The organism is Microbacterium sp. M28, from assembly GCF_025836995.1.
Classification (GTDB): Bacteria; Actinomycetota; Actinomycetes; order Actinomycetales; family Microbacteriaceae; genus Microbacterium.
The window spans coordinates 2,815,287-2,841,249 of the sequence record NZ_CP107546.1; the positions used below are offsets into that span (position 1 = coordinate 2,815,287).

A 25,963-nucleotide genomic window follows, 5' to 3' on the forward strand; every position below is an offset into this window, starting at 1 on the left:
AGTCCTCACCAGATCGGCGGGTGCGGCATCGATCCGACGCGACGCTCGAGTTCTGCGGCGATCGCGATGATCATCGCCTCGCCGCCTGGGCGCCCGATCAGCTGCACGCAGACGGGGTGACCGGACGCATCCGTCGTCACGGGCACCACGATCGCCGGCAGCCCCGAGATGTTCACGAAGCTCGAGTACGGCGCGTACCGGACCTGCTGAGCGAAGTTCTCCGCTGCGTCCTCGGCATCGAACCAGCCCACCGCTCTCGCCGGCAGTGCGAGCGCGGGGGTGAGCACGGCCTCGAACGGCGCGAACGCCGTGATCGTCTCCCGCTCGAACACGGTCGCCGCGGCGAGCGCGTCGAGCACCTCGCGCCCGGTCAGCCGTCGGCCCTCGCGGGCGAGCCATGCCGTGATCGGCTCCACGTGATCGAGCTCGGCGTCCGACAGGGCCATGCGGGCGGCGCTCGTGCGCCACAGCGCCGTGAACATCGCCGCGTACCCCCGGGGACGCCAGTCGAACCGGTCGACATCGTGCCCGTCCGCCAGCAGCGCCGCGGCGACCTCGACCGCTCGTGCGGCGTCGGCATCCAGCCGGATGTCCTCGTCGTCGTCCCACGGGGAGACCGTGGTGACGCCGATGCGGGTCCGGCCGGCGACGCGCTCGGTCGCCTCCCGGAACGGACCATCGCCCGGCGCGGCCGTCGCGTACGAATACGGCCGGCCGCTGGCCTGCACGTCCAGCAGCAGCGCGGCATCCGCGACCGTCCGCGCGATGGGCCCGGCGACGGCGAGCCCTCCGGGGCTGTCGAGCCCCGAGGCGAACGGCACGCGGCCCCGTGAGGGCTTGATGCCGACCAGCCCCACTGTGGCCGCCGGGATCCGGATCGATCCTCCGGCATCCGATCCGGGAGCCAACGGCACGAGCCCGGCAGCCACCGCTGCGGCCGCGCCCCCGCTCGAGCCTCCGGCGCCGTTCGCCGGATTCCAGGGGTCACGCGTCGGAGGGCCGATCCGCGTCTCGGTGTATCCGGTCATCCCGAATTCCGGTGTCGCCGTCTTCCCGAGACTGATCCCGCCCGCTTCGTCGAGAACCGCGGCCTGATCGGCCGTGTCCTCCGGCACGAACCGTTCGTGCAGGCGCGACCCGAACCGGGTCGGCACACCGGCGCGGGCGACGAGGTCCTTGTCGGCGAAGGGCAGACCCCACAGTGCGCCGTCGATGCGAGCGCCGGAGAGCGCGACCGCGCGTTCGCGGGCGGCATCTGCCGTCACCTCGACGAACGCGCCGATACCGGCATCCAGACGTGCGATCCGCTCGAGGTAGTGCGCCACGAGATCGGCGGGAGCGATCTCCTTGGTGCGAAGCGCCGCGAGCTGTTCGATCGCGGTGAGGTCATGCAACTCGGCCATGGCTCGAGCCTACGGACATCGCATCCGCGACGGCGGCATCCATCAACCGGTGGATGCCGGAATCCGTCCGTCCACGGCTACCGCGGCGCGTATCGCGCCGCCACGCTGGAACCATGACCGACACTGTGATCCAGGTGCAGGAGCTGCGGAAGTCCTACGGCGCGTTCACCGCCGTGAACGGCATCGGCTTCGACATCCGCCGCGGCGAGACCTTCGCCCTCCTCGGCCCGAACGGCGCGGGCAAATCCACCACGATCGAGATCCTGGAGGGATATCGGCATCGCACCTCCGGCGACGTGCGCGTGCTCGGCGTCGATCCCCAGCGCGGCGGACTGGACTGGAAGGCCCGCCTCGGCATCGTCCTGCAGTCCAGCGGCGAAACAGGCAACGTCACGGTCCGGGAGCTGCTGACGGAGTTCGCCGGCTATTACCCGCACCCGCGACGGGTCGACGACGTGATCGCCGCCGTCGGCCTCGAGACGAAGCACAAGGTCCGAGTCGGGAAGCTCTCCGGCGGCCAACGACGACGCCTCGATGTGGCCCTCGGCATCGTCGGCCGCCCCGAACTGCTGTTCCTCGACGAACCCACGACGGGGTTCGACCCGCAGGCGCGGCGGCAGTTCTGGGATCTCATCCGCTCGCTCAAGGCGGAGGGCACCAGCATCCTGCTGACCACCCACTATCTCGACGAGGCCGCGCAGCTCAGCGACAGGGCAGCGGTCATCACCGCCGGTCGGATCGCCGCGATCGGCGACATCGACGAGATCGGCGGAGCCGAAGCCCGCATCCCGCTGGTGCGCTGGACCGACGCCGCCGGCGTGGCCCACGAGCGGCGCACCGCAGAGCCGGGAGCGGTGATCGCCGAGCTCTACCGCGACGGCGGCGAGCCGCGCGGACTCGAGGTCGTCCGCCCGACGCTCGAGGACATCTATCTGGGACTGATCCGTGATCAGACCCGGCCCACGGAGGACCACCTTCTCATCGGGGAGCGAGCATGATCATCACCGCACCGGTGCCGTCCCTCGGCCCGACCCGCACCGTCCGACTCGGCATACGCCGGATCGCGTTCGAACTGCGCCAGTACTTCCGCGCCGGCGATCAGGTGTTCTTCACGTTCCTGTTCCCCACGCTGATGTACGTCCTGTTCGCCACGATCTTCACGGGCGACATCGGCGAAGGCCCGAGCGCGGTGAGCATGGCGACCTATTACCTGCCGGGGCTCATCGCCGGCGGCATCCTGCTCTCCGGCCTGCAGGGACCCGCGCTCGAGATCGCGACCGAGAAGAGCGACGGCACCCTCAAGCGTCTCGGCGGGACGCCGATCTCGCCCGCGACGTACTTCCTCGGCAAGACAGGGCAGGTGTTCGTCACGGCCATCCTGCAGATAGCGCTGCTCATGGCGGTCGCGGCGGGCGTGTACGGCGCCGCGCTGCCGACGGATGCCGCGGCCTGGTTGCGCTTCGCCTGGATCTTCGTGCTCGGACTCATCGCCTGCACGCTGCTGGGCATCGCGCTGTCGTCGGTGCCGAGTTCGGGCAAGACCGCGAGCGCCGTCGTCATCCCGGTGGTGCTGCTGATCCAGTTCGTCTCCGGCGTCTACATCGCCTTCGCAGCGCTGCCCGAATGGCTCCAGAACGCCGCGGGAATCCTACCGGTGAAGTGGATCGCACAGGGGATGCGATCCGTGTTCCTCCCGGACGACTTCAAGAACGCCGAGGCAGCCGGCTCCTGGCAGCTCGGCATGATCGTCCTCATGCTGGCCCTGTGGATCGTGATCGGCCTCGTGCTGAGCCGTGTGACCTTCCGCTGGATACGCAGGGACGGATGACACCCGCACGACGGGCCCCGGTGCCAGAGTGGGTGTGATGAATCGGATCGGCAAGGAACAACTCGGCTGGGACATCGCCGTCGGCGCCCTGATCGTGGTGATGTGCGTGCTCGCGCTCATCGAGGATCCGCGTACGCCGGGGTCGCAATGGATTCTGGTCGCGATCGCACTCGCGATCGGCGCCGTCTACGCCTTCGGCGCACGGCGCTACGTGAGCATCCGGGAATCCCCGATCCCCACGCGCGCGACGTCCTACGCCCTGCAGTCCGCGCTGATCGTCCTGCTCGCCATTGGAGTGGGCATGCAGCCGAGCATGCTGCTGCTGCAGACCATCGTGCTGCCGCTGCTGTGGATGGCCGCACGGTCTCCGCGCCAGGCGATCGTCGCCACGCTCATCAACGCCGTCGTCCTCGGGCTGGCCTACTGGAGCGGGGGCGGTTTCGCCCCCTGGGCTCTGCTGGCCGGATTCCTCACCTCCGCGCTGTCGGCCGCATTCTCGATCGCTCTTGGTCTGTGGATCACCCGGATCGCGGAATGGGGTGCGGAGCGCCAGCGCCTGCTCTCCGAGCTCACGTCCGCGCAGGCGAGCCTCGATGCCGCGAGCCGCGAGGCCGGCGCGACAGCCGAGCGCGAACGCCTCGCCCGCGAAGTCCACGACACCATCGCGCAGAGCCTGACGAGCATCGTCATGCTGGCCGAGCGCGCCCGACGCGATGTATCGCCCGAGACGATCGCGCTCATCGAGGATGCCGCCCGCGACGCGCTGCGCGAAGCCAGGGCGCTCGTCGTGGTGGAGTCTCCGGCGACGGATCCGTCCGGTTCCCTCGCCCAGGCGCTGCATCGGCTCGGTGCGCGATTCGAGCAGGAGACGGGGACGACCGTGCATGTGGACGCGACCGAGGACGCCGTGCCGCGCGCGGTTCAGGTGGTCCTCCTGCGGTGCGCCCAGGAGGGGCTGGCGAACGTCCGCAAGCACGCGGTCGCGGGAACGGCCTGGCTGACGCTGCAGGTCGGATCCGACGCCGTGCTCCGCGTCCGCGATGATGGGTACGGCGGCGCGGAGATCGACGCCGGCACCGGCTTCGGCCTGGCAGGCATGCGCGATCGGGTGGCGCTGGTGGGCGGCATCCTGGAAGTGCGGGATGCCCGGCCGACCGGCACGGTGCTGACCGTCCGCATCCCGCTGCGAGCACAGGAGGGCGCATCATGATCCGAGTCGTCGTCGCCGACGATCACCCCGTGGTGCGCGCCGGCATCGTGGGCCTCATCGCCCTGGATCACGGCATCGAGGTCGTCGGCGAGGCCTCCGACGGTGCGGAAGCCGTGGCCATCGCGTCACGCACCCGTCCGGACATCGTTCTGATGGACCTGCGGATGCCGCGGCTCTCCGGTGCCGAGGCAACCGCCCGGATCATCCAGGCGATGCCGGAGGTCCGCGTGCTCGTGCTGACGACGTACGAGTCGGACGACGACATCCTCGGAGCGATCGAAGCAGGCGCCAGCGGCTACCTGCTCAAGGCCGCACCGCACGAGGAGATCCTCGCAGGCATCAGGGCCGTCGCCGAGGGAGACACGGTGCTCGCGCCGGCGATCGCGGCGACGCTCGTGACGCGGATGCGCCAGGATGCCGCCGCACGACCGCAGCTCAGTCCACGAGAGCTCGAGGTGCTGCGGCTGGTGGCCGCCGGTCGCAGCAACCCTGAGATCGCTCGCGAACTCTTCATCGGCGAAGCGACCGTGAAGACGCACCTGCTCCACGTGTTCGAGAAGCTCGGCGTCTCCGACCGCACCAGGGCTGTGACCCTGGCGCTGGAACTCGGGATCCTCTAGCGCCGCGCGTCAGGCGCGACGCATCTGCGAGGCCGCAGGGCAGTCGAACGGATCGCTCGCCGCCAGCCCCACCCGGTTCAGGTACTCGATCACGATCGCGTACGAGCGCAGGAGGCTGGTCTCGGTGTACGGGACGCCGTTGGCGGAGCAGTAGTCGCGGACGATGCCTCGCGCCTTCGACAGGTGCAGGCGCGACATGTTCGGGAACAGGTGGTGCTCGACCTGGTGGTTGAGACCGCCCATGAACCAGGTGGCCCACCAGCCGCCGTTGACGTTGCGCGAGGTGCGCACCTGCTTGGAGAAGAAGTCCAGGCGGGCGTTCGGCGCGATGATCGGCATGCCCTTGTGGTTCGGCGCGAACGACGCGCCCATGTAGACGCCGAAGACCGCGAGCTGCACGCCCATGAAGGCGAACGCCATGCCGAGGGGCAGCATCAGGAAGACCGGGATCAGCACGATCGAGAAGCGGAGGACGATGAGGCTGAGCTCGGTCCAGCGCCCCTTGACGCCCTTGCGGGTGACGAGGTGCTTGAGGCCGAGGTAGTGCAGGTTCAGACCTTCGAGCGTCAGCAGCGGGAAGAACAGCCAGCCCTGCTTGCGCGTGATCATGCGGATGAAGCCCCGCGACTTCGCGGCGTCCTCTTCCAGGAAGGAGATGGTGTCGACGTCGATGTCGGGGTCCTTGCCCACCTGGTTGGGGTTTCCGTGGTGACGGGTGTGCTTGGAGTCCCACCACGCGTAGCTGATACCGACGACGCCGGCGGCCAGGACGCGCGCGAGGCGGAAGTTCGCCGGGCCGGAGGTGAGGATCTGCCGGTGCGCGGCCTCGTGCGCGAGGAAGGCGACCTGCGTGAACAGGATGCCGAGGGCGCCCGCGATCAGCAGTTGGAACCAGCTGTCGCCGAGGAGGATGAAGCCGGTGATCGCGCCGCCGAAGGCCAGCGCGAGCGCACCGCCGACGAGGGAGTAGAAGACCGGGGTGCGCTGCATGAGCCCGGTCTCGCGGACGACCTGCTGCACCTCGCGGTACGCATTGGCCATCGGGGGGAACTCGGCGTTGCCCGAGTACGTCTGGCGCACGGGGCCGAGAGTCGAAGTGGTCGAGTCGAGCTGAGTACTGGAGATGATGCTCTCCTGCCGATCGGGAGCCCTTTGAGCTGCGGAAGCCAAAGGCGGGTGCCCATCGCTTCACTTCAGCGTAACCGGCCCCGTATACGGCGGCGGGAATACGCCGGCGCGATCTGCGCGCCTGTCACGCGCGTGCGCGGCGGATGCGACGGCGCAGTCTCAGCCGCAGGGGATGCCGTCCGGGGCGATCGCCGCCTTCGAGGGCACGGCGGGCGTCGGCCAGCGTCGGGAAGGACCCCAGCTCGGTGCCGTGGTTGTCGCGCACGAGGTGCGCGCTGCCGTCGTACTCGACGAAACCGGCGAACTCGCCGTCTCGGGTCGCGACGTGCACATCGTCGTCGGCCTGTTTCCAGTCGAGGGACTCGTGGATGATGCTCATGGTGTTACTGCTCATTGCTCTGCTCTGTGGCGGGCGCGCGCATGCGCACCTCGCTTCTCATGTGATCAGAGCGGATGCCGCGCGCGTCGGTGTGCGTGGTCCGTGATGGCCCTGATCAGTGGCGACGTGATGGCCGAATCTGCGGCGATGTCACTCACGTTGCAGAGACAGTCTACCAGCCGGCATCCGACACGGGCTGGGAACGGTGCGCGTTCCTCGGAACGGGCGGCCGGATCACGAGCACCGCGACGATCGCGACGAGGATCACGGCGGTCAGCGTCACCGGGATCGGGAGGATGGGATCCAGGAGCACGAGCACCGCTCCGGCCGGAACCACGATGTTCACGATGCCGTCCGCGTTCTCGCGGATCGCGATCCACCAGACGCCGAGCAGGAAGATCGCGATCGGGATCGTGACGGTGAACGACGCCTGGATGTTCGACAGCTCGCTGTGGTGGGTGAGCAGGTCGATCTCGACCTCGATCCCCGCCGAGAACGCGGCGGCCGCGGCGAAGACGAAGTAGTGCGTGTACCCGTATCGAAGCGAGCGGCGGAAAGACGTGATCGCATGGTGGTGCGGCGGCCAGAAGTAGATCCACCACAGGGCAGCGGTGACGACGAGGGTCAGCACGGCGATAGAGATGAGCGGACCGAGTGTGTCGACCTCCTCCAGCGCGCCGACGATGGCGTTCGCCGACGCGAGCAGGCTCTCCCCCAGCACGATCAGGGTGAAAAGGCCGTAGCGCTCCGTGATGTGGTGCGGATGCCACGGTGTCTGATGCCGGTACTCGGCGAACACCGGCACGGCGATCTCGATGAGCGCGAACAGGACGAACGCCGCGATCTGCAACGACGCCGGGATGAAGAGGAACCCCACCCACAGCAGCTGGACGACCGCGATGCCGGCGGCGTAGCGCCGCGTCACCGATCGCAGCGGCTCGTCCGCACGCGAGGCGCGAAGCCACTGCGCGATCATCGCGATCCGCATGACGATGTACCCGATCACCGGGATCGTGAAGTCGCCGTGCTCGAACGCGGCGGGGATACCGGCGGCGAGCGTGAGCACACCGCCCATCTGCACGAACGTCAGCACGCGATAGAGCCAGTCGTCCGTGGCGAACGAGGTGGCGAACCACGTGAAGTTCATCCACGCCCACCAGATCGCGAAGAAGATCATCGCGAACGAGGTGATGCCGTGCACGAAGTCGCCCTCGGTGAGGGCGTGGTGCAGCTGCGCCGACGCGACGCTGATCGCGACGACGAAGACGAGATCGAAGAACAGCTCGAGCGTGCTGGCGGTGCGGTGCGGCTCGTTCGGGTCGCGGGGGCGCATACGGCCCAGTCGGAGTCGGCCGAGGGTGTTCTGATCGGTCACGGGAACACAGTAGAGCAGTGCTGACGCGATCGGCCGCATCCTTTTCGTCCAGTCGGATGAAATATCTTCCGCTTCCGCGCCTCTTCCGCTAGAGTGAGCGCAGTCTGCAGTGCCTGCTGCATCCGGATGTCGCCTGGGAACGACATCCATCCGTCAAGACGTGGGGTCTGGACGAGCAGCAGGATCCCGAGGGGTCGGGAAGCAGACGATTCCGCGAGCACAACGCTCGCGAACTGGGGATAAAACTGGGGAAGTCATGGCGCACTGGGGAATTCTGCGTTCATTCCGTGCTCGGGGAGACCGAGCATGACGTCCGTCGAGGACGCTGTCGGGCTCACGCGCACCGCGACGGCCTTCGCGCCCGTCGCCGCGCCGCGCCCGCTGAAGGACGCATCGCGCGCCGTCGTGACGCCTCGGGTGTCTGCGACGCTCGAGCGGCGACAGCTGTGGGAGCGCCGGTACCGGATGAGTCTTCGGGTGACGGATGCTGCGGTGATCGTCGTCGCGATCGCGCTCACGGCCGCCGCGCAGCTGTTCGTCCTGGGCACTCCGGCCGCGGTCGTGATGCGCGACGGAGTGCTGCTGGCCGCGATGTGGTTCCTGATGCTGAGCGCGCTGAGCACGCGCGCTGCGGCGGTGTTCGGCTCTGGGGCTGCCGAATACACGCGCGTGGCGCACGCCAGCGGCTTGGCATTCGGGTGCCTCGCGATCGTCGGTGTGCTGTGGGAATGGCAGGGGCTGCGGCCGCTGCTGGTGATCGCCCTGCCCGTGGGGATGCTGGGGCTTCTCCTCACGCGGTGGGTGTGGCGCAAGTGGCTCCTGCAGCGCCGGCGCGAGGGGCAGTACTCCTCGCGCACCGTCGTGGCGGGCGACGCCGAGGACGTCAGGTACGTCATCGACGCGCTCCGCCGCGGCGGTGAGACCGCTTACCACGTGGTCGGGGCCACGCTGTTCGACGGGAACGCCGTCGAACTGGAGGTCGACGGGGATCGCTACCCCGTGCTGGGCAACGTGAACACCGTCGCGACGGTGGCCACGCAGCTCAGCGCGGACACGATCATCGTGGCGAGCCGTCCGGATGGGGATCCGGACTTCGTCAAGCAGCTCGGATGGCAGCTGGAGGGCACGGCATCCGAGCTGATCCTGTCGAGCCGGCTCACGGACGTGGCCGGCCCGCGGGTGTCGCTGCGGCAGGTGGAGGGCCTGCCGCTGATCCAGGTGAAGATCCCGACGTACGAGGGCGGGGTGCACCTGCTCAAGCGTGCCCTGGACGTCGTCGTCGCGGTCGCAGCCCTGGTGCCGATCGCGCTGCTCGCTCCGGCGCTCGCGCTCATCATCAAGGCCGACTCCCCCGGTCCGGTGTTCTTCCGTCAGGACCGCGTCGGCCGCGACGGCCGGACGTTCCGGATGGTGAAGTTCCGCTCCATGAAGACGGATGCCGAGCAGCAGCTCGCCGCGCTCAAGGAGCAGAACGAAGGGGCCGGCCTGCTGTTCAAGATGAAGGACGACCCCCGGGTGACGCGTGTGGGTCGCGTCCTGCGCAAGCTGTCGCTCGACGAGCTGCCGCAGTTCTGGAACGTGCTGATCGGCGACATGAGCGTCGTCGGTCCGCGGCCTCCGCTGCCCAGCGAGGTCACCGCGTACGACGGCACCGTCTATCGGCGCCTGTACATCAAACCGGGCATCACGGGCCTGTGGCAGGTGTCCGGTCGCAGCGACCTCACGTGGGATGAGAGCGTGCGACTGGACCTGCGGTACGTGGAGAACTGGTCGGTCATGAACGATCTGCAGATCATGTGGCGCACGGGACGCGCGATGGTGCAGCCGAAGGGGGCGTACTGATGTCCGAGTTCGAAGAGGTCGCAGGAGAAGAACCGAGAGCACGTCGTCGATGGATGCCGTTCGCGATCCTCGGCGTGCTGGCCGTCGCAGGAGCGGCGATCGCGATCGCCGTCACCATGAACAACGCCGGGACCCCCGCGACAGCGCCGACCGAATCGCCCGTGACCGTCGTCGACGACGGCGATGACGACGCGGCGTCCGAGGATCCGCTGGCATCGGTCACCGCGCCGACGCCGGCACCGCTCGGCGATGACGTCGAAGCAGAGTCCGAACGCGCGATGGCGGCGGTCGAGATCCTGGTCACCGCGGCCGACGAGATCGCCGAGCGCGGCGATGGTTCGGCGGTGGGCCTCGAGTCCGTCGCGACCGGTTGGGCCCTCGGAGAGCTGCAGGCCAAGGCGCGCGAGCAGTTCGACCTCGGCTACACGCAGACCGGCAAGGCCGTCGTCAGTTCCGTGGCGGTCATCGATGCCGATCTCGAGGCGACACCCGCCGTGATCACGATGCGGGTGTGCGTCGATGCATCCGACATCGACGTGCACGACGCTGCCGGAAACTCGCTGAAGGACTCGCTGTACGACCCCGGCCGGCCCGTCGCTCATCTCTATGGAGCCGTCTTCGAGGACGACACCTGGAAGATCTCCACCCACGACATCCCCGACGTCCAGGACTGCGCAGCAGCCTGACGGACTCGGACCAACCCTGCGAAAGACGATGATGAACACGAACTCCACTCCGCGGCGATCTCGTATCGCACGCTCGACCGCCACTGCTGCGGTCGTGGTCGCCGCGATGATCGGCGCATTGTTCTCTCCGCTGCCCGCGACCTCGGCGGCGACGCCGTTGCCGGACGGGCTGACGCAGGAGACCGCGGCGGCCTCCTGCTGGGAGATCAAGCAGAACCATCCGGCCTCCTCCGACGGCATCTACTGGCTCGTCACGCCGAAGCTCGGCGCACCCGACCAGTTCTACTGCGACCAGACGACGAACGGCGGTGGGTGGGTCCTCGTCGGCCGCGGCCGTGAGGCGTGGAAGGAAGGCTACAACGGCCTGCGGACGCCGGAGCAGCTGCGCAACACGCCCACGGGGACCGGGGCATTCCAGCCCGCTCAGTTGCCGTCCACGACGATCGACGGACTTCTCAACGGCAGTCGCGTGGACGCGCTCCCTGATGGAATCCGACTCCGCCGCGCCACGAACACGACCGGCAGCCAGTGGCAGGAGGCGCGTTTCAAGCTCTCGAAGCGCGATCGCTGGGTGTGGACGTTCGGCGCCGAGCACCGAGTGCAGAGCTACTCGTTCGACGGCGCCGGCGGCACGGGAGGACAGACCAACAACTTCGGCAGCAACAACCAACTGCGTCGCGTGGTCTTCAACGAACAGGCGACCCACAACTACCTGAACGGCTGGGCCTTCGGCTCCAGCACTGGCGGCTCCACCGCCGACGACTCGTTCGTCTGGAGTCCTTCCGGCCGCGGATACGCGCGTCCGTTCACGCAGGTCTACCTGCGGCCGCAACTCGCACTCGCGGACCTGGACTTCGGAGCCGTCCCTGCATCCGGGACTGCGGCGACCACCGTCGCCGCTGTCCCGGAAAGCGACGCCATGAACACCTCCTGGGGCGTCTCCGGGTTCGCCAACGGGAGCAGCGGGGAGCTCAACACCGAGATCGCCGAGTTCGGCGAAGTCGATGGCAAGGTGTACGCGGGCGGCAACTTCAAGTTCGTCCAGCGCACGGAAGGCGGCGCCGATCAGGTGCAGCAGTCGTACATCGCCGCGTTCGATGTGAACACCGGCCAGTGGGTGCCGACGTTCCGGCCCGTCCTCAACGGCCAGGTGAAGGCGATCGCCGGGCTGCCCGACGGTCGCATCGCAATCGGCGGCCAGTTCTCGACGGTCAACGGTACCGCCCAGGCGGCGATCGCGTTCCTCGACCCGGACACGGGTCAGCTCTCCGGTGCACAGGTCGCCGCCGAGCAGCGCACGACGGGCGGTGTCCCCTATGTGCGTGATCTGGACGTGCAGGGCGGGTATCTGTACGTCGCCGGCTCGCTGACGCACCTCACCGCGGTGGGTGCCTCGACGAGCGCGAGTGCGTGGAACGGTGGGCGCGTCACCCTCGCGACCAGCCGCCCCGACACCAACTGGAATGCGTTCCTCAACGGCACATCCATCGCCGTGGACGCGTCTGCTCAGGGCGATCGCGCCTACTTCTCGGGTTACTTCAAGATGAAGCAGACCTCATCGACGCCGAGCGCCGCTGCGATCCAGACGGCGCCCGGCGCTCCGGTCGTGTCCCCGCTGTGGGTGCCGACCTTCTCCAAGTCCAGCACGGACGCGTCGGGGAACATCACCGGAAACGTGTGGCAGCTCGGCGTGACCGAATCAGGCGGTCGCGTCTGGCTGGGCGGCTCGGAGCACTCGCTGTTCGCGTACGACCGCGACACCTTCGCGCTTGAGCGCGGCTCCATCACGAAAGCGGGTGGCGACTTCCAGACCGTCGACGACAATGGTTCTCTCGTGATCGCCGGCTGCCACTGCGGCCACTGGGTCTATCAGGACGCCTATACCTGGAGCGACGTCGGCTCGGGATGGAATCAGGCCGACAAGATCAACCTGGTCGGCGCATGGGACGCCGCCTCCGGCAGCTACCTCCCTGAGTGGTCGCCCGTCGTGCAGGCGCGCGCCGGTTACGGTGCCTGGGGTACCTTCTTCGACTCCACCGGTGTGCTCTGGGTAGGCGGGGACTTCAGCCGTTCGGTACGAGCGGGTGAAGTCGGCCAGTGGTCGGGCGGGTACATCCGCTTCGCCCCCCGTGACGCGACAGCGCCGTCGGCGCCGGGTGCGATCACGGCCACGCCGGGGAACGGGGGCACCGAGGCGACTCTCACCTGGGGTGCATCGACGGATGCCGGCGGCGTGACGTACGAGATCATCCGCGGCAACCGTGTGATCGCGTCGACGCCCACCGCCACGTACACCGTTCCGGTGACCGAAGAGCCGACGAACTACTTCGTGCGGGCTCGCGACTCCGAAGGCAACCGCTCGGCGTCGACGACCGCGTTCGTCGTCGAGCCCGCGCCGGAGTCGGCTCTCACCTTGATCGAGAACGGAGCGACGTGGGCGTGGCGCTACTCTTCCGATGCGCTCCCGTCGAACTGGGCCACTGCGGCATTCGACGATTCGTCCTGGAGCACGGGTCAGGGGCTGTTCGGCCGTGGCGTCGCAGCGGCGACGACGAACATCGACCCCACGAACCTGGCGACCAAGCCGCTCAGCGCGCAATTCCGCACCGAGTTCGAGGTCGAGGATGCCCTGAGCGTCGTCAACGGGTCCATCTCGCTGATCGCGAACGACGGCGCCGTCGTCTATCTCAACGGCACCGAACTGGGTCGCGTGCGGATGCCGTCAGGGACGGTCTCGCAGAACTCGTACGCCAGCTCCGTCGTCACCCACACCGCCGCCGCCGCGAATCGGATCGTCTTCGAAGTACCCGCCGGGGTGCTCGTCGATGGGACGAACCTCCTCGCGGCCTCGATCCACGCGAACTACCGATCGACACCCGACCTCAGCTTCGACCTGGCGTTCACCGCTGAGCGCGGCGAAGCACCGACGGCACCGGCGGCTGTCGGTGGCCTGACGGCGGTGACGACGACCGACGCCGCGACGCTGACGTGGACCGCCCCTGCCTCCGGAACAGCACCGCAGTCGTATGTCGTGCACCGCGACGGGCAGGAGATCGGGACCACCGATGCGGCGACGTTGACGTTCGCCGATACGGGACTCGCGCCCGAGACGAGCTACGAGTACAGCGTCACCGCCGTCGCATTCGGCACCCTGACGTCTCCGGCCGCGACGGTCACGGCGACGACGAAGGCGCTCCCGACGGAGGACGAGCTGCCCGTCGTCATCGAGAACGGTGCGACGTGGTCGTGGCGGTACTCCGCGGACCCGTTGCCTGCGGACTGGAACGCGCCGTCCTTCGATGATTCCGCGTGGGCATCCGGCCCGGGGCTGTTCGCCCGGGGTGTCGCAGCCGCGGCGACGAACATCGATCCGACACCGTTGGCGACGAAGCCGCTGAGCGCGCAGTTCCGCCACGCGTTCGTGGTCGAGGAGGCGGCCGGCGTCCTCGACGGGACGGTGACGGTGATCGCCGATGACGGCGTCGTCGTCTACCTCAACGGGACGGAACTGGGCCGGGCGAACCTGCCCGCAGGTACGCTGACGCAGAACTCGTACGCGTCCGCGGCGCCGCGGGCGACGACGGCGGCGGCCAACCGGCTGACTTTCACCGTTCCCGCCACGCTACTGGTCGACGGGGAGAACGTGCTGTCCGCATCGGTCCATGCGAACTATCGATCGACTCCGGACCTCAGTTTCGACCTCGCATTGAGTATGCTTCGCGGATGATGAGGGTTCCGTACGCTGAAGCCCGCCGCACCCTCGCCTCCGCCCAGAAGCCGGGTGCGGGAGTTCCGGCGTACCTTCGATGGATCAATCGCCCGCTGGGAGGTCGAGCCGCCGTCGTGGCCGCGAGCTGGGGCGCCTCACCGAACGGCGTGACAGCCGCCAGCGCGGTGCTCGGCGGCGCCGGAGTGCTCGTCCTCGCCGGCTTCCCGTCCTGGTGGGCCGGCCCGGCCGCCGCGCTGCTCCTGCTGGCCGGCTACATCCTGGACTCGGCAGACGGGCAGCTCGCGCGGATCCAGGGAAGAGGCGGTCCCGCCGGAGAATGGCTGGACCATGTCGTGGACGGCATCCGGGCGCCGCTCGTGCACATCGCAGTGGCCGTGCACCTGGCGCGCACCGAATCGGCCGACTGGCTCGTGATGGTCGCCGGGCTCTTCTCGGTTCTCGTCTCCGCGTGGTTCCTGTCGCAATTGCTCGCGGAGAAACTGCTGCCGCGCGTTTCCGGCGCTTCGGACGCACATGGACGGGGGGTCCTCGAGTCGTTCATCAAGCAGCCGCAGGATCCGTCCACGACGTACCTCGTCGTGGCGTTCATCGGAGCACCCGTCGTCTTCGCGATCCTCTACACGGGACTGTTCGCCTGGCATGCGATCATCTTCCTCGCCTCTCTCCGACGCAAGCACCGCCAGTTGATCGATGCGACGGATCGCTGATCCACCCATGTCACCGTTGATCGCTTCGCCCAGCAGATCGCTCATCGCCGCGACCGGGCAGGATCCGAGCCTCGAGGTGGAGCAGCGTGTCCTGCCCGCATGGCCGGTGCTGACCGTGCTCTGGGGCTACCCGCTCTTCTGGCTCTTCGGGATGCTGCCGTTCGCATCCGTCATCATGGCGATCCCGATGCTGGCGCTGCTCATCCTGCGACGACGCATTCTGATCGTGCCCGGCATCCTGCCGTGGGTGGGTTTCGTCCTCTGGATGATCCCTTCCGCGATGATGATCGATCAACTCGGCCGAGGCGTCGGGCTCGGGGTCCGGTTCAGCCAGTTCCTCGCCCTGGCGATCATCATGGTGTACATCGTGAACGCGCGCACGGCGCTGTCACCGAAGAGGATCTTCAACGGCCTGACGTTCATCTGGGTCTTCATCATCGTCGGCGGCTATCTCGGGATGTTCTTCCCCGAGGCACAGCTCAGCTTCACGATCGGCCGGTTGCTGCCTGATGCGATAGCGAGCAACGACTACGTCTCGGAGCTCGTCTTCCCCACGCTGGCGGAGATCCAGACCCCATGGGGCGCTGCGGAGCCGTTCGTCCGCCCGTCGGCTCCCTTCTCCTACACGAACGGCTGGGGCGCCGCCATGGCCGTTCTCACGCCGATCGCGATCGGCACGGCCATCGGACACCGCACTGCTCGAGCGATGTGGTTCCTCGTCATCGCGCTCGTGGCCGCGATCCCTCCGGCGATCGCGACCACGAACCGGGGCCTGTTCCTCGGCATCGCCGGCGCTGTCGCGTACGTCCTTTTCTGTCTGCTGATCCGAGGACGCCTGCTCGCGTTCTTCTGGGTGACGCTCCTCGGCATCGCCGGCACGGGGATCCTCTTCCTGTCCGGCTTTCTCGACGGCATCGTCGCCCGGCAGGAGACTGTGGACACGACGGAAGGCCGCGGCAACCTGTATCAGGAGACCTGGGAGCGGACGCTCGCATCACCGGTGATCGGTTACGGCGCTCCACGGCCGAGCACGTGGAGCGAGATCTACGTCGGCACGCAGGGTGCGATCTGGAACGCGATGTTCTGCTTCGGGCTGGTCGGCCTGATCCTGTTCCTCGGCATGATCGTCCTCGGAGCGGTCCGCACCTTCGACGCGCCCAATCTGTCGGCCGTATGGATGCACGCCAGCATCGTCGTGACCGTCTTCCTCTCCATCTTCTACGGTCTGGACCGGCAGCTCGTGTTCGTGGGCATCGCGCTCGCCGTGCTGCTGCGGGAGAAGTACCTGGGCAACTCGTCGTACTGGACGACACAGCCGACACCGTTCGCGCGGGCGAAGAATGAAGAGTGAGGGCCTCGCGCGCAGTGGCGTGATCAGCCTCCTCGGTTCCGCGTTCGCGGCTCTCGCGGCTCTGCTTCTCACCGCGATCGTGGGCAACGCGCTCGGCGCGAGCGGAACCGGCCTCTTCTTCCAGGCGATGGGGATCTTCACGATCCTGTCGCAGGTGCTGCGCCTGGGCACCAACAGCGGCGTCGTCCGCTTCATCTCGGAGCAACGAGCCTTCGGCCGCGCCGGCGCCGAATGGCGGATCGTGTTGTACGCGGCGGCGCCCGTGGCCGTTCTCTCGGGAATCGCCTCGATCGCCGTGCACGTCCTCGCAGACGCGCTGAGCGTATGGCTCGCAGCGCCGGGCGAGGAGCCTGCCCTCGCCGACCTCCTGCGGGCGATGGCTCCATTCGTCGCGGCGGGAGCGGTGATCGGAGTCCTCCAGATCGCGGCCCGAATGCTGCGCGGCGTCACCGCCTTCACACTGCTGCAGAGCGTGCTTCTCCCGGCGAGCCGATTGCTGACCGTCCTGCTCGCCGTCTCGATCGCCGGAGTCGCCGCATGGGGTGCGTTCGAGGCGTGGCTCTGGCCGCTGCCGGTATGGCTGGTGGTCACCGCCGTGGTGATCGCCGGGCCGTTCGTCCGCGACTTCCGAAGGCGAGCCGAGAGCACCCGACACACGCGGCCCGGCTTCCGCGGGTTCTGGCGATTCAACGCGCCCCGGTCGGTGAGCTCCGGTTTGGAGACGGCGCTGGAGTGGTCCGACGTGCTCATCGTCGCAGCGCTCGCCTCGCCATCGGCTGCTGGCGTCTACGCCGTCATCACCCGCGCCGTCCGCGCCGGCGGCGTCGTCGACAAGGCGATGCGCGTCGCGGTCGCGCCGACGATCTCGGCCCTGCTGGCGCGTGACGAGCATGGAGCGTCGACCGAACTGCACACGAAGGTCGTCCGCGCGATGATCCTGCTGAACTGGCCGTTCTATCTTCTGCTGATCGCCATGGGCCCTGCGGTGCTGATGATCTTCGGTGAGGAGTTCGTCTCGGGCTGGGGTCCGATGATCGTGCTGGCTGCCGCGATGATGTTCCAGACCGCGTGCGGGATGCTTCAGAGCATCCTCCTGCAGGGCGGACGGAGCACCTGGCAGATGTACAACAAGATGCTCGCACTGGCGTTGAGCATCGGCGGCAACCTGTTGCTCGTCCCGCTGTGGGGCGTGTGGGGCGCGGCTTTCACCTGGCTGATCGTCGTCGTCATCGACAACCTGATCGCGGCGTTCCAGGTCCATCGCGGGATGCACGTCCGTCTGCAGCCCGGACGACTGCTGCTCCCGATGATCGTCCCCGTCGTGGTCTTCGGCGGAGGCGGCGCACTCGTCAACTGGTGGGCCGGGACCGGCCTGCTGACGCTGCTCGTCGGCGGATTCGTCCTGTGCGCCGTGTACGCAGTGGTCCTCTGGTTGCTCCGGCGGCCTCTGCACATCGAGGCGCTCTGGCGGAAGGTGCCGATCGTCGGTTCGCGGGTCTGATCGGCCGGGCGTCAGCGACGCAGCTTCGACGCGACGATCGCGACGAAGCTGTGGACCATGCGACGGATGACGACATGCCACCGCAACCGCTGCACGGGCTCCTGATCCAGCAGGCCGCGCACGACGCGTGCGCCGGGTGTTGCGATCTCACGGGGCACCGGCGAGTCACCACGGAGTGCCTGGTCGAGCAGCGCACCGAGCTCGTCCGACGTCAACGCTCTGCGGATGAGGCCGAGTTCGGACATCTCGGCGGTGAAGACCAGTTGGTGATCATCGACCACTTCGCCGTCCCCGGGGACCCGTGGCACGACGATGGGGACGATGCCGAGTGCACGCATGTCCATGACACCACCGGCGCCGCCCTGGAGCACCACGGCATCCGCGTCGCGGCAGAGGTCGAGAAGTTCGCCGTAGGGAAGGATCTCGACGTTCTCGGCGCCCGCCACGGCGATGGATGGCCCGTGCTGCATGACCACACGCACTCCCGAACGATCGGTGAGCCACGTCTGCATCCACTGCGACAGCCGATCGAACGGAAGGTGATACGTGCCCGCTGACACGACGACGAGCGGAGAGCTCACAGCACCACCCCCACGTTCCTGGACCCCGGATAGAACTGACGCATCCGATCCCACTGCACGAGGAACTCGTCGGCGAACGGATAGACCAGGCGGCCGCTCAGCCCCGGTGACGTGATCCGGTCGACCGGCTCCAGATAGACGGTCCGCGCACCGAACAGGCGCGCCTGGGTGAAGAACGGCAACGCGATCGCCGCGCCGGTCGAGAACACGACGTCAGGGCGCTCCTCGGCGAGGACTCTGCGGGCCAGGGCGAAATTGCGGGCCAGGTTCGGTAGATTCCTGACGGTCGGGTAGTGGATCTCGTAGACCTTCTCGTCTGCGAGTCGCGATCGTGCGTCCTCCACCGGGAACGTCGCCCAGCAGCGCTCGTGCCGTCCCCACCACTCACGCAGTGCCAGAGCCTGCGTCAGGTGGCCGCCGGACGAGCATGCGATGAGGATCTTCATGATTCAGATCCCCCGACCGAGCGCCTGGACGACGCGGGTGATCCGCTGCGGTGTCACGAGCTTCCAGGAGATCGCCACGGCCAGAACCGCCTTGACCTGTCTCGGGTTGTGCCGCAGAGCCCTGCCCGCCCACGAGCGGGCCTGCTCGGGCTGGCGGCTCGACGCGAGCGCGAATGCGATCTGCGCCTCGATGCGGCCGAGCGCGGCGGGAATCGTCGCGAAATCGGGATGCTTGCGCAGCAGGTACTGCAGCGCCTCGGCATACGCCGCCCACTGGCCGAAGTAGTAAGACTGCCCGTTCCAGAGCACCCGTACCAGCGGCTCGTTGACGACGGTGACAAGTCCCAGCGCGGACGCGCGCAGGAGGATGTCGTAGTCCTCGCCGTAGCTGCGTGGGAGCTCCTCGTCGATCACGCCCAGCTCGCCGAGGAGCACGTCGCGCCGGAACATCAGGCTCGACGAGTGCAACCCGGGATTGCGGTTGCGCAGGAAGTCCTCGTGCGTGAGGTCCTCCCGGGGTACGAGACGCACGTGCGTTCGCTCCCCGTCATCGACCATCATCGCCGTCCCGACGACAACGGCCTCCGGACGCTCCTCGAATCGCCTCAACTGTGCGGCCAGCTTTCCGGGCAGCCACTCGTCATCGTCGTCCAGGAAGGCGATCAGTCGTCCCTGTGCCGCGTCGATTCCGGAATTGCGGGCGCCTGCGAGTCCGCGGCTGCGCGCGTTGGCGATGCCCCGAACGGACCAGCCGTCCGGGATGTCGAGAGTCGGCACATCGATGGGGCATGCGTCGAAGACGATGATGATCTCGCCCGCAACCCCGCTGCTCTGCGCCAGGACGCTCTCGACCGCGAGCTTCATCAGCTCCGGGCGATCATGCGTCGGAACGACGACGGACACCTCGACCATGCGCACTCCCCAATGTGCCGCATCCGATGCGCGCGCCTTCGCACGTCGAATCGGAATCCCCAGAAAGTCCCTCCGGGCCCCATCCCGTCGGAATCATCGCTGACATGAGGCCAGCTTGGGGCTAGTATATCGAACGGCGCCTCCGTGGGAAGAGGCAGCCGAACTGGGGAGCTTCTGGGGAGGGGATCTGTCGTGCCGAAGGAAACCATTCAACGACGCGTTCGCGTCGGCGTCGTCGGAGTCGGGAAGATGGGACTCTCCCATCTGTCGATCGTGCGCGCACTGCCAGGCGTCGAACTGGTCGGAGTCGTCGATTCCACCGACTACCTGCTCGATGTCCTGAACAAGTACACCGGCGCGGCGACGTTCTCCACGCTGGAGAAGATGCTCGCCGAGACCACGCCGGATGCCGTCGTGATCGCGACGCCCACCGGTTCGCACGCGTCACTCGTCCGCACCGCACTCGAGTCAGGTGCGCACGTCTTCTGCGAGAAGCCGCTCACCCTCACCGCCGCGGAGTCCGACGATCTCGCACGGCTGGCCGCGGCGCGCTCGCTCGTCGCGCAGGTCGGCTATCACAATCGGTTCATCGCGACATTCCAGGAGGTCAAGCGACTGCTCGAGCGGAATGCCATCGGACGCGTCACCCATGTTCTGGCCGAGGCGTACGGCCCGGTGGTCCTGAAAGCCAAGGGGTCGACCTGGCGCAGCAAGCGCACCAGCGGCGGCGGCTGTCTCTACGACTACGCCGCCCACCCCCTGGATCTCGTGCACTGGTACCTGGGATCACCGGAGCGTGTTCGTGGATCGGTGCTGAACAGCATCTTCTCCGCCGACACCGACGACGAGGTGTATTCGACGCTCGACTACCGGGACGGCCTGAGCGTACAGCTCTCGGTGAACTGGTCCGACGAGTCGTATCGGAAGATGTCGACGTCGATCACGATCACGGGATCGCAGGGTCGCATCGTCGCGGACAGGCAGGAGATCCGGGTCTATCTTCGTGACGACGCCTCGGCACCCGAGGGCTATCGATCCGGGTGGAACATCAAGTACACGACCGAGCTCACCGAGCCGGTCGCCTTCTACCTGCGCGGCGAGGAGTACAGTGCGCAGCTCGAGAGCTTCGTCGACGCGATCTCGGCCGGCGAGACGCAGGCACGCGAGAACAGCTTCGCCAGTGCGGCCCGCACGGACCGCGTGATCGAGCAGATCCTCAGAGATGCGGCCGGTGAGCCGGAGTCGCGCCCCATCGCGGAAATGCCTTCGACCGGCACCAGACGAGGACTGTTCGGGAAGAGGAAGAGCGCATGACCGCCACGACCACCGGGATGGACCTGCTCCTGCTCGGCGACAACCAGTTCTTCGGCATCAACCACATGTCAGAGGAGAAGGCGCGCGCCCAGGCGATCCGCTTCCAGGACACCAGCGCGATCGTGGAGGTCATCGACATCGCGCTGGACAACGGCATCCGCACGCTGATGTGCACGACGCATGATCGGATCGCCGAAGTCTGCGATCATATGCGCGCGAATCCCGCCCGGTATTCGGACTACCGCTTCTATCCGTGCATGCCGTATGCGCACAAGTACGCCAATGCGATCACCGACAACGGCATGCTCGGAGCCGTCCGCCAGTTCCTCCCCGAAGAGGGGCTGCTCAACGCGGCGATGCGCGGCGGCAAGTCGTTCGTCAAGAAGGACATCGAGGGCATCATCACGCTGCTCATCGATGCGGAGATGAAGATGTTCCAGGGCCTGCGGACTCCGGTCATCTTCCTGCAGAACGTCGTCGTGGATCTGATGCTCGGGCTCGGGTTCGATGAGGCGTTCGCGATCTTCGATCGGCATGTCCGGGAGCGCTATGGCGCCGAGCCGGGATTCATCACGATGAATCTTCCGCTGCTGCTCGATGCGCTCGACCGCGTCGGGGTCTCCAACCCGATCGTCTGCGCGAACATCAACGAGATCGGCTTCCGCATGTCCGGTGGGATCGACGCATACGAGCAGGCGCTGCGCGACCGTCCGTTCCGACCGGTCGCGATGTCGGTCTTCGCATCCGGAGCGATCCCGCCGCAGCGCGCATTGGAGTGGATCCACGGCCACGCGAACGTCGAGTCGATCGTCTTCGGGGCCTCCTCACGCGGGTCCATCGCGAGCACGACGAGCATTGTCAGGGAGCTTTGGGGCAGGGACCTCTACACTGGGGCCTGATTCCCGTACATTCAGGATGCATCGAGGGGGCTCGGCAGGCATCCGCAAGCCCCAGGAGACCTGGAGAGCTCGCGTCGCACATGCGACCTCTCCTCCCCCTCGATATGAAGAACACGACTGCACCCACTCGTTCCACCGCCCGCATCCTGGTCGCCGTCTTCGCCGCTCTCGCCGCTCTCGCGGTGCTCGCCGCGACTCTGGTCGCTTCACCGCCAGCCCAGGCTGCGACCGCGCCGATGTCGACCGTCGCTTCAGTGATACCGCGACAGTCCATCTGGACGTATCACCACGCGGCCGCGGCTCCGCCCTCGAACTGGAAGACGGTGGCCCCATCGTGGCCGACCGGCCGCGCCCCGTTCGGCAAGGGTGTTCGCCTCGGCCCTGTCGGCACGATGATCCCCGCCCCCTCGACATCCCCGCTGTCCGCGTACTTCCGTAAGTCCTTCACGCTGACGTCCGACCTGCCGGAATGGATGTGGTTGAACACCTGGGCGGACGACGGCATCGTCGTCTGGGTGAACGGCGTGGAGGTCGGCCGCAAGAACGCTCCTGCAGGACAGGTCGGCCAGAACTCCTACGCGACGCAGGCTCCCTCGACCGACAGCGCCAAGAGTTCGCCCGTGACGTTCACGATTCCGTCGTCCGTGCTGAGGGAGGGCGGCAACACCATCGCGGTGCAGGTCCTGTTCAACTGGCGCAGAACACCGAACGTCAGCTTCGATGCTCATCTGGTCCGCAAGGACACCATCACGACGACGCCCCCGGTGACCCCCGTCCCCGAAGTTCCCGAAGTCCCCGAGGGGCCTGAGGTCAAGCCTCCGTCCGGCGGCGACGTGGCGGGCTGGGGCGCGCCGACCTGGCGCGACGAGTTCTCGCACGTCGATCCCTCGACCGGGGCTCCGGCCGTGGACGCGACGAAGTGGAACGTACGCGGGCGGGACGACCTCGGACTGCTCTTCGACGCAGCGGTGGTCGAACGCGATCAGGTCAGCACCGACGACTCCGGCATCCTCCACATCCGGGCGGACTGGTTGCCGCAGGCCGAGAAGCGGCCGGCGGCGCAGAGCGGGCCGACCGATCTGTGGCATACGACGGGATACCTCGACCAGCGCAGGCTTCAGACGGGCGATGTCGCCATGAGCCAGCGATACGGTCGCTGGGAGATCCGCGCCAAGACGCCCACCGGCGAGAACAGCCGAGGGTCGCTCGCCGCCTTCTGGCTGCGCAACTCCCAGTCGGGCGAGATCGACATCATGGAAGCCTGGGGGCGCGGCGGGACGATGCCAGCCGAGTATGACACCTGGCTCAGGGACACCGCCGCCACGACCGTCCACACGAAGACAGACGGCACGGGCCGGAAGTCGGTGTGGCGTCATCGCGAGCAGGGCGCCGCCACCGTGCCGTGGGATGGTTTCCACGTGTACGCCTTCGAGCTGACGCCGACCTACGCCGCGACCTTCGTCGATGGGGTCGAGGTCATGCGCGTCACACCGGCCACATATCCGGACCTGTGGGACCCGAACTACTTCGGGACGCCCCTGCACATGCGACTCAACCTGCATGTCGGCCCCTCAGCGACCTACTGGGGTCTTCCCGATCCCGCCAGGCGCTCGCTGACGCAGGATCTCGACTTCCAGGTCGATTACGTCAGGGTGTGGAGCTACGACGGCAACTGATCGCGTTCAGCGACGGTGCGTCGCCGAGACCGGTCCCGGCGTGCCGTCGTCCGTGCCGCTCGGTTCGCCGATCGAGTCGTCTTCCTCCGTCGGACCAGGCGCCTCCGCGCCGTCCGGCAGCGGGGGCGCCTCGTTCGGCGCGCCTTCGGGCTTCGCGCGCTTGTACGCGCTCCCCGGCCCACTGCGGACACGTGATGCGATCAGAGCGGCGATGGCTCCGACGAGGATGCCGAGAAAGAGTCCAGCGGCCACGAAGACGAGGATCGATGGTCGATTCGACTGCTGCGGCGCATCTGCCGGAGTCACGAGGGTGCCCGAGTAGAAGGGGGTCGCAGTGAGGCGCGCCTGCTGATCCAGCAGCGCCTGAAGCTGAAGCTCGGTCGCGGCCCGCTCGCTGCTGCCGGGCGCCTGACTCTCCGCCAGGGTCTGCAGCTGCTGGATGGAGACGCTGAGCTCCTCGGTCGTCTGCTCGACCACCGAACGCGCATTCTCCGTGCGCTGTTCGCCGTATGCCGTCGCCAGGGCGTTCGCGCGCTCCGCGGCGAGATCGGGTGTGTTCGCGGTCACCTGGAAGAGGAGGACCTGCGAGTTCCGCGGAACCTCGATCGTCGTGTTCGCTCGCAGCCCCTCCACCGTCGTGTCGTCCAGCCCCTCCACTGCTCGGGTCAAGACGGACGTCGAGGTGGCCACGACCCGTTCGGTCTCCATGTTGACCGTGTTGAAGCTGGAGCCGGAGGACAGCACGCTGATCGGCTCTACGGTGTGCTGAGCCTCCGCGGTGTACTTCTGCGGATAGATGAGGAACACTCCGACACCGGCGACCGTGAACAGGACGATCGTGCCGACCAGGACGATCCACGACTGCATGATGCCGCGATAGAGATCTTCCAGTGTCCAATGTGTCGCCAAGACGTTCCCCCAGTCCGGGCGCGCGGCCTCACCGCGCGTCCACCGACGTCATCCTACAAGCGAAGACCGGATCCGCACCGTGAAAGCGGTGGGGCGTCAGGTCTCGATCTCCGAGATGACCAGGCGCGCCTTCCCCGCGCTGCCCTCGATGGCCTCCACCTCGACAGCTTCGACGGCGACTTCGCCACGGAGCATGTCATCGAGCTTCCGCTTCGCCCGCGCACCGGCCTCAGCGGCCGTTCCAGGCGCGGTCGGCACGAACCGGATCGTGATCGAGTAGTCCGCGTGCTGCACGACCTGCATCTGCCTGATCTCCCCCGGCGAGTCCAGGAACAGACCGCTCAGCCCCCCGGTCACACGGCGTCCCGACGGTGTGCGGATCACATCCGCGAGCCGTCCCTGCACCGGCGCGATCCGTCCGAAGGACCGGCCGCACACGCAGGGTCCCGCGATCACGCGTGACCGGTCGCCCATCTCGTATCGGACGAGCGGGAAGACTTCATTGCTGTAGTCGGTCACGACGACGGATCCCTCCGCGCCGGCTTCGACGGGTCGCCCGCGCTCATCGACGATGTCGACGCGACGCTGGTCGGCGAGCACATGGAGTCCCTCATGGGCGGCGCATTCGGCGGCGATCCAGGGAATCTCGGCCGAGCGGTACGTGTCGAACACCGGCGCCTCGAACGCCTGTTCCAGCAGCAGGCGTTGTCCGGGCTGCAGCATGGCCGCGGTGACCGACACCGCCGTGGCCGGCAGCGTGCGCCCCGTGCGGACAAGATGCGCCGCCAGCGCCGTCGCCCCCTCGACATAGGCGACGAGCAGGCGGGGACGGATGCGCAGCCACCGCGCGATGAACGCCTCCATCGCTTCATCCGTGATCGATCGCGCGTCCAGAAGGAAGTGCTGCGTCGGCCACCATTGCGCCGCGTACTTCGCGGCCGCCGCCCCGTGCCGCATCTGCCGGTAGATGAACGCCGTGTCGTCCGCCGGGTGGACTCCCCACCACCGGTAGATCCGCCACCACATGGCCGCGGTGGGGGCCGCCGCGTCGTTCCGCACGCGCAGAGGGCTGCCCGTGCTTCCCCCGGTCTCCGACGGCAGAGCGCGGCGCGGGTCGATGGTCGTCGCGAGAACCTCCTCGCCGGCATCGCGCAGCGCCTGCTTGGTGACCATCGGAAGCGCGGAGAAATTGGAGCGCTCCGCGACGTCGACGCGCGCGAATCCCGAGTTCGCGTAGAGGTCGCGATAGAACGGGGACCGATCGAATGCGTGCAGCGCGATACGTGTGCTCGATTCGCCGACGAGATCACCGAGACCCGCAGGGTCCAACGTCTCGTTGCGTACCATCCTCGCGAAAGCACGCCGATCATCGCGCATCAGCAGACGCGTCTTCAGGGCGAAGATCTCTCTCTTCATCGCTCCCCACAAGCCTCGGCCCCGTGCCGATCGCTCCCATCGTAGGCCGT

22 protein-coding genes are annotated in these 25,963 nt (G+C 67.8%); 13 read left to right on the forward strand and 9 right to left on the reverse strand.

The window, feature by feature from the left end; genetic code table 11:
* Window positions 1–5: 5 nt before the first annotated feature.
* Complete coding sequence (locus tag OED01_RS13695) at window positions 6–1,403, reverse strand: amidase (RefSeq protein ID WP_264155835.1); 1,398 nt, start codon at window positions 1,401–1,403, stop codon at window positions 6–8.
* A 113-nt stretch (window positions 1,404–1,516) separates the two neighbouring features.
* Between OED01_RS13695 and OED01_RS13700 the strand changes: the two genes are divergently transcribed.
* The 4 genes from OED01_RS13700 to OED01_RS13715 are packed head-to-tail and all read left to right on the forward strand — an operon-like array spanning window position 1,517 to window position 5,061.
* Entirely contained in the window at window positions 1,517–2,401 is an 885-nt protein-coding gene (locus tag OED01_RS13700) for an ABC transporter ATP-binding protein (RefSeq protein ID WP_264155836.1), read from the forward strand.
* Window positions 2,398–3,231, forward strand: coding sequence for an ABC transporter permease (locus OED01_RS13705; protein ID WP_264155837.1), 834 nt, complete (start codon window positions 2,398–2,400; stop codon window positions 3,229–3,231). Before OED01_RS13700 ends, OED01_RS13705 begins: the two co-directional genes overlap by 4 nt.
* Window positions 3,232–3,268: 37 nt before the next feature.
* A complete protein-coding gene (locus OED01_RS13710; protein ID WP_264155838.1) occupies window positions 3,269–4,441 on the forward strand; it encodes a sensor histidine kinase in 1,173 nt (390 codons plus the stop codon).
* Window positions 4,438–5,061, forward strand: coding sequence for a response regulator (locus OED01_RS13715; protein ID WP_264155839.1), 624 nt, complete (start codon window positions 4,438–4,440; stop codon window positions 5,059–5,061). Before OED01_RS13710 ends, OED01_RS13715 begins: the two co-directional genes overlap by 4 nt.
* Window positions 5,062–5,070: 9 nt before the next feature.
* On the opposite strand, the gene OED01_RS13720 is transcribed toward OED01_RS13715, so the two are convergent.
* The 3 genes from OED01_RS13720 to OED01_RS13730 all read right to left on the reverse strand — a co-directional run bounded on the left by OED01_RS13720 (window position 5,071) and on the right by OED01_RS13730 (window position 7,901).
* Window positions 5,071–6,102, reverse strand: a complete 1,032-nt coding sequence (locus tag OED01_RS13720; RefSeq protein ID WP_264157973.1) for a fatty acid desaturase family protein — start codon at window positions 6,100–6,102, stop codon at window positions 5,071–5,073.
* 211 nt (window positions 6,103–6,313) lie between these two features.
* Complete coding sequence (locus OED01_RS13725) at window positions 6,314–6,583, reverse strand: hypothetical protein (protein ID WP_264155840.1); 270 nt, start codon at window positions 6,581–6,583, stop codon at window positions 6,314–6,316.
* 157 nt (window positions 6,584–6,740) lie between these two features.
* Entirely contained in the window at window positions 6,741–7,901 is a 1,161-nt protein-coding gene (locus tag OED01_RS13730) for a low temperature requirement protein A (protein WP_264157974.1), read from the reverse strand.
* Between the two features lie 348 nt (window positions 7,902–8,249).
* Between OED01_RS13730 and OED01_RS13735 the strand changes: the two genes are divergently transcribed.
* From OED01_RS13735 to OED01_RS13760, 6 genes are read left to right on the forward strand one after another with little or no spacing between them, the layout of a single operon-like run.
* On the forward strand, window positions 8,250–9,785 hold the full coding sequence (locus OED01_RS13735; RefSeq protein WP_264155841.1) for a sugar transferase: 1,536 nt from the start codon (window positions 8,250–8,252) through the stop codon (window positions 9,783–9,785).
* Window positions 9,785–10,471, forward strand: a complete 687-nt coding sequence (locus OED01_RS13740; RefSeq protein ID WP_264155842.1) for a hypothetical protein — start codon at window positions 9,785–9,787, stop codon at window positions 10,469–10,471. Before OED01_RS13735 ends, OED01_RS13740 begins: the two co-directional genes overlap by 1 nt.
* Window positions 10,472–10,499: 28 nt before the next feature.
* A complete protein-coding gene (locus tag OED01_RS13745) occupies window positions 10,500–14,198 on the forward strand; it encodes a fibrinogen-like YCDxxxxGGGW domain-containing protein (RefSeq protein ID WP_264155843.1) in 3,699 nt (1,232 codons plus the stop codon).
* Entirely contained in the window at window positions 14,195–14,908 is a 714-nt protein-coding gene (locus tag OED01_RS13750) for a CDP-alcohol phosphatidyltransferase family protein (RefSeq protein ID WP_264155844.1), read from the forward strand. Before OED01_RS13745 ends, OED01_RS13750 begins: the two co-directional genes overlap by 4 nt.
* A gap of 7 nt (window positions 14,909–14,915) precedes the next feature.
* A complete protein-coding gene (locus tag OED01_RS13755) occupies window positions 14,916–16,259 on the forward strand; it encodes an O-antigen ligase family protein (protein WP_264155846.1) in 1,344 nt (447 codons plus the stop codon).
* Window positions 16,249–17,760, forward strand: a complete 1,512-nt coding sequence (locus OED01_RS13760) for a lipopolysaccharide biosynthesis protein (RefSeq protein ID WP_264155847.1) — start codon at window positions 16,249–16,251, stop codon at window positions 17,758–17,760. Before OED01_RS13755 ends, OED01_RS13760 begins: the two co-directional genes overlap by 11 nt.
* 11 nt (window positions 17,761–17,771) lie before the next feature.
* Here the strand turns inward: OED01_RS13760 and OED01_RS13765 are convergent, their stop codons facing one another.
* Genes OED01_RS13765 through OED01_RS13775 form a run of 3 tightly spaced genes read right to left on the reverse strand, consistent with a single transcriptional unit; the run spans window position 17,772 to window position 19,699 of the window.
* Window positions 17,772–18,341 carry a glycosyltransferase gene (locus tag OED01_RS13765; RefSeq protein ID WP_264155848.1) on the reverse strand — a complete coding sequence of 190 codons (570 nt, stop codon included), beginning with the start codon at window positions 18,339–18,341 and terminating at the stop codon, window positions 17,772–17,774.
* Window positions 18,338–18,787 carry a glycosyltransferase family 28 protein gene (locus tag OED01_RS13770; protein WP_264155849.1) on the reverse strand — a complete coding sequence of 150 codons (450 nt, stop codon included), beginning with the start codon at window positions 18,785–18,787 and terminating at the stop codon, window positions 18,338–18,340. The genes OED01_RS13765 and OED01_RS13770 overlap by 4 nt, the downstream gene beginning before the upstream one ends.
* Before the next feature lie 3 nt (window positions 18,788–18,790).
* Entirely contained in the window at window positions 18,791–19,699 is a 909-nt protein-coding gene (locus OED01_RS13775; RefSeq protein ID WP_264155850.1) for a glycosyltransferase family 2 protein, read from the reverse strand.
* A gap of 192 nt (window positions 19,700–19,891) precedes the next feature.
* On the opposite strand from OED01_RS13775, the gene OED01_RS13780 reads away from it, so the two are divergent.
* From OED01_RS13780 to OED01_RS13790, 3 genes are all read left to right on the forward strand, one after another.
* Window positions 19,892–21,013, forward strand: coding sequence for a Gfo/Idh/MocA family protein (locus tag OED01_RS13780; RefSeq protein ID WP_264155851.1), 1,122 nt, complete (start codon window positions 19,892–19,894; stop codon window positions 21,011–21,013).
* Entirely contained in the window at window positions 21,010–21,912 is a 903-nt protein-coding gene (locus OED01_RS13785; protein WP_264155852.1) for a hypothetical protein, read from the forward strand. The genes OED01_RS13780 and OED01_RS13785 overlap by 4 nt, the downstream gene beginning before the upstream one ends.
* 104 nt (window positions 21,913–22,016) lie before the next feature.
* On the forward strand, window positions 22,017–23,588 hold the full coding sequence (locus OED01_RS13790; protein ID WP_264155853.1) for a glycoside hydrolase family 16 protein: 1,572 nt from the start codon (window positions 22,017–22,019) through the stop codon (window positions 23,586–23,588).
* 6 nt (window positions 23,589–23,594) lie between these two features.
* Here the strand turns inward: OED01_RS13790 and OED01_RS13795 are convergent, their stop codons facing one another.
* Entirely contained in the window at window positions 23,595–24,497 is a 903-nt protein-coding gene (locus OED01_RS13795) for a YveK family protein (protein WP_264155854.1), read from the reverse strand.
* A gap of 96 nt (window positions 24,498–24,593) precedes the next feature.
* On the reverse strand, window positions 24,594–25,913 hold the full coding sequence (locus OED01_RS13800) for a phenylacetate--CoA ligase family protein (RefSeq protein ID WP_264155855.1): 1,320 nt from the start codon (window positions 25,911–25,913) through the stop codon (window positions 24,594–24,596).
* Window positions 25,914–25,963 lie beyond the last annotated feature (50 nt).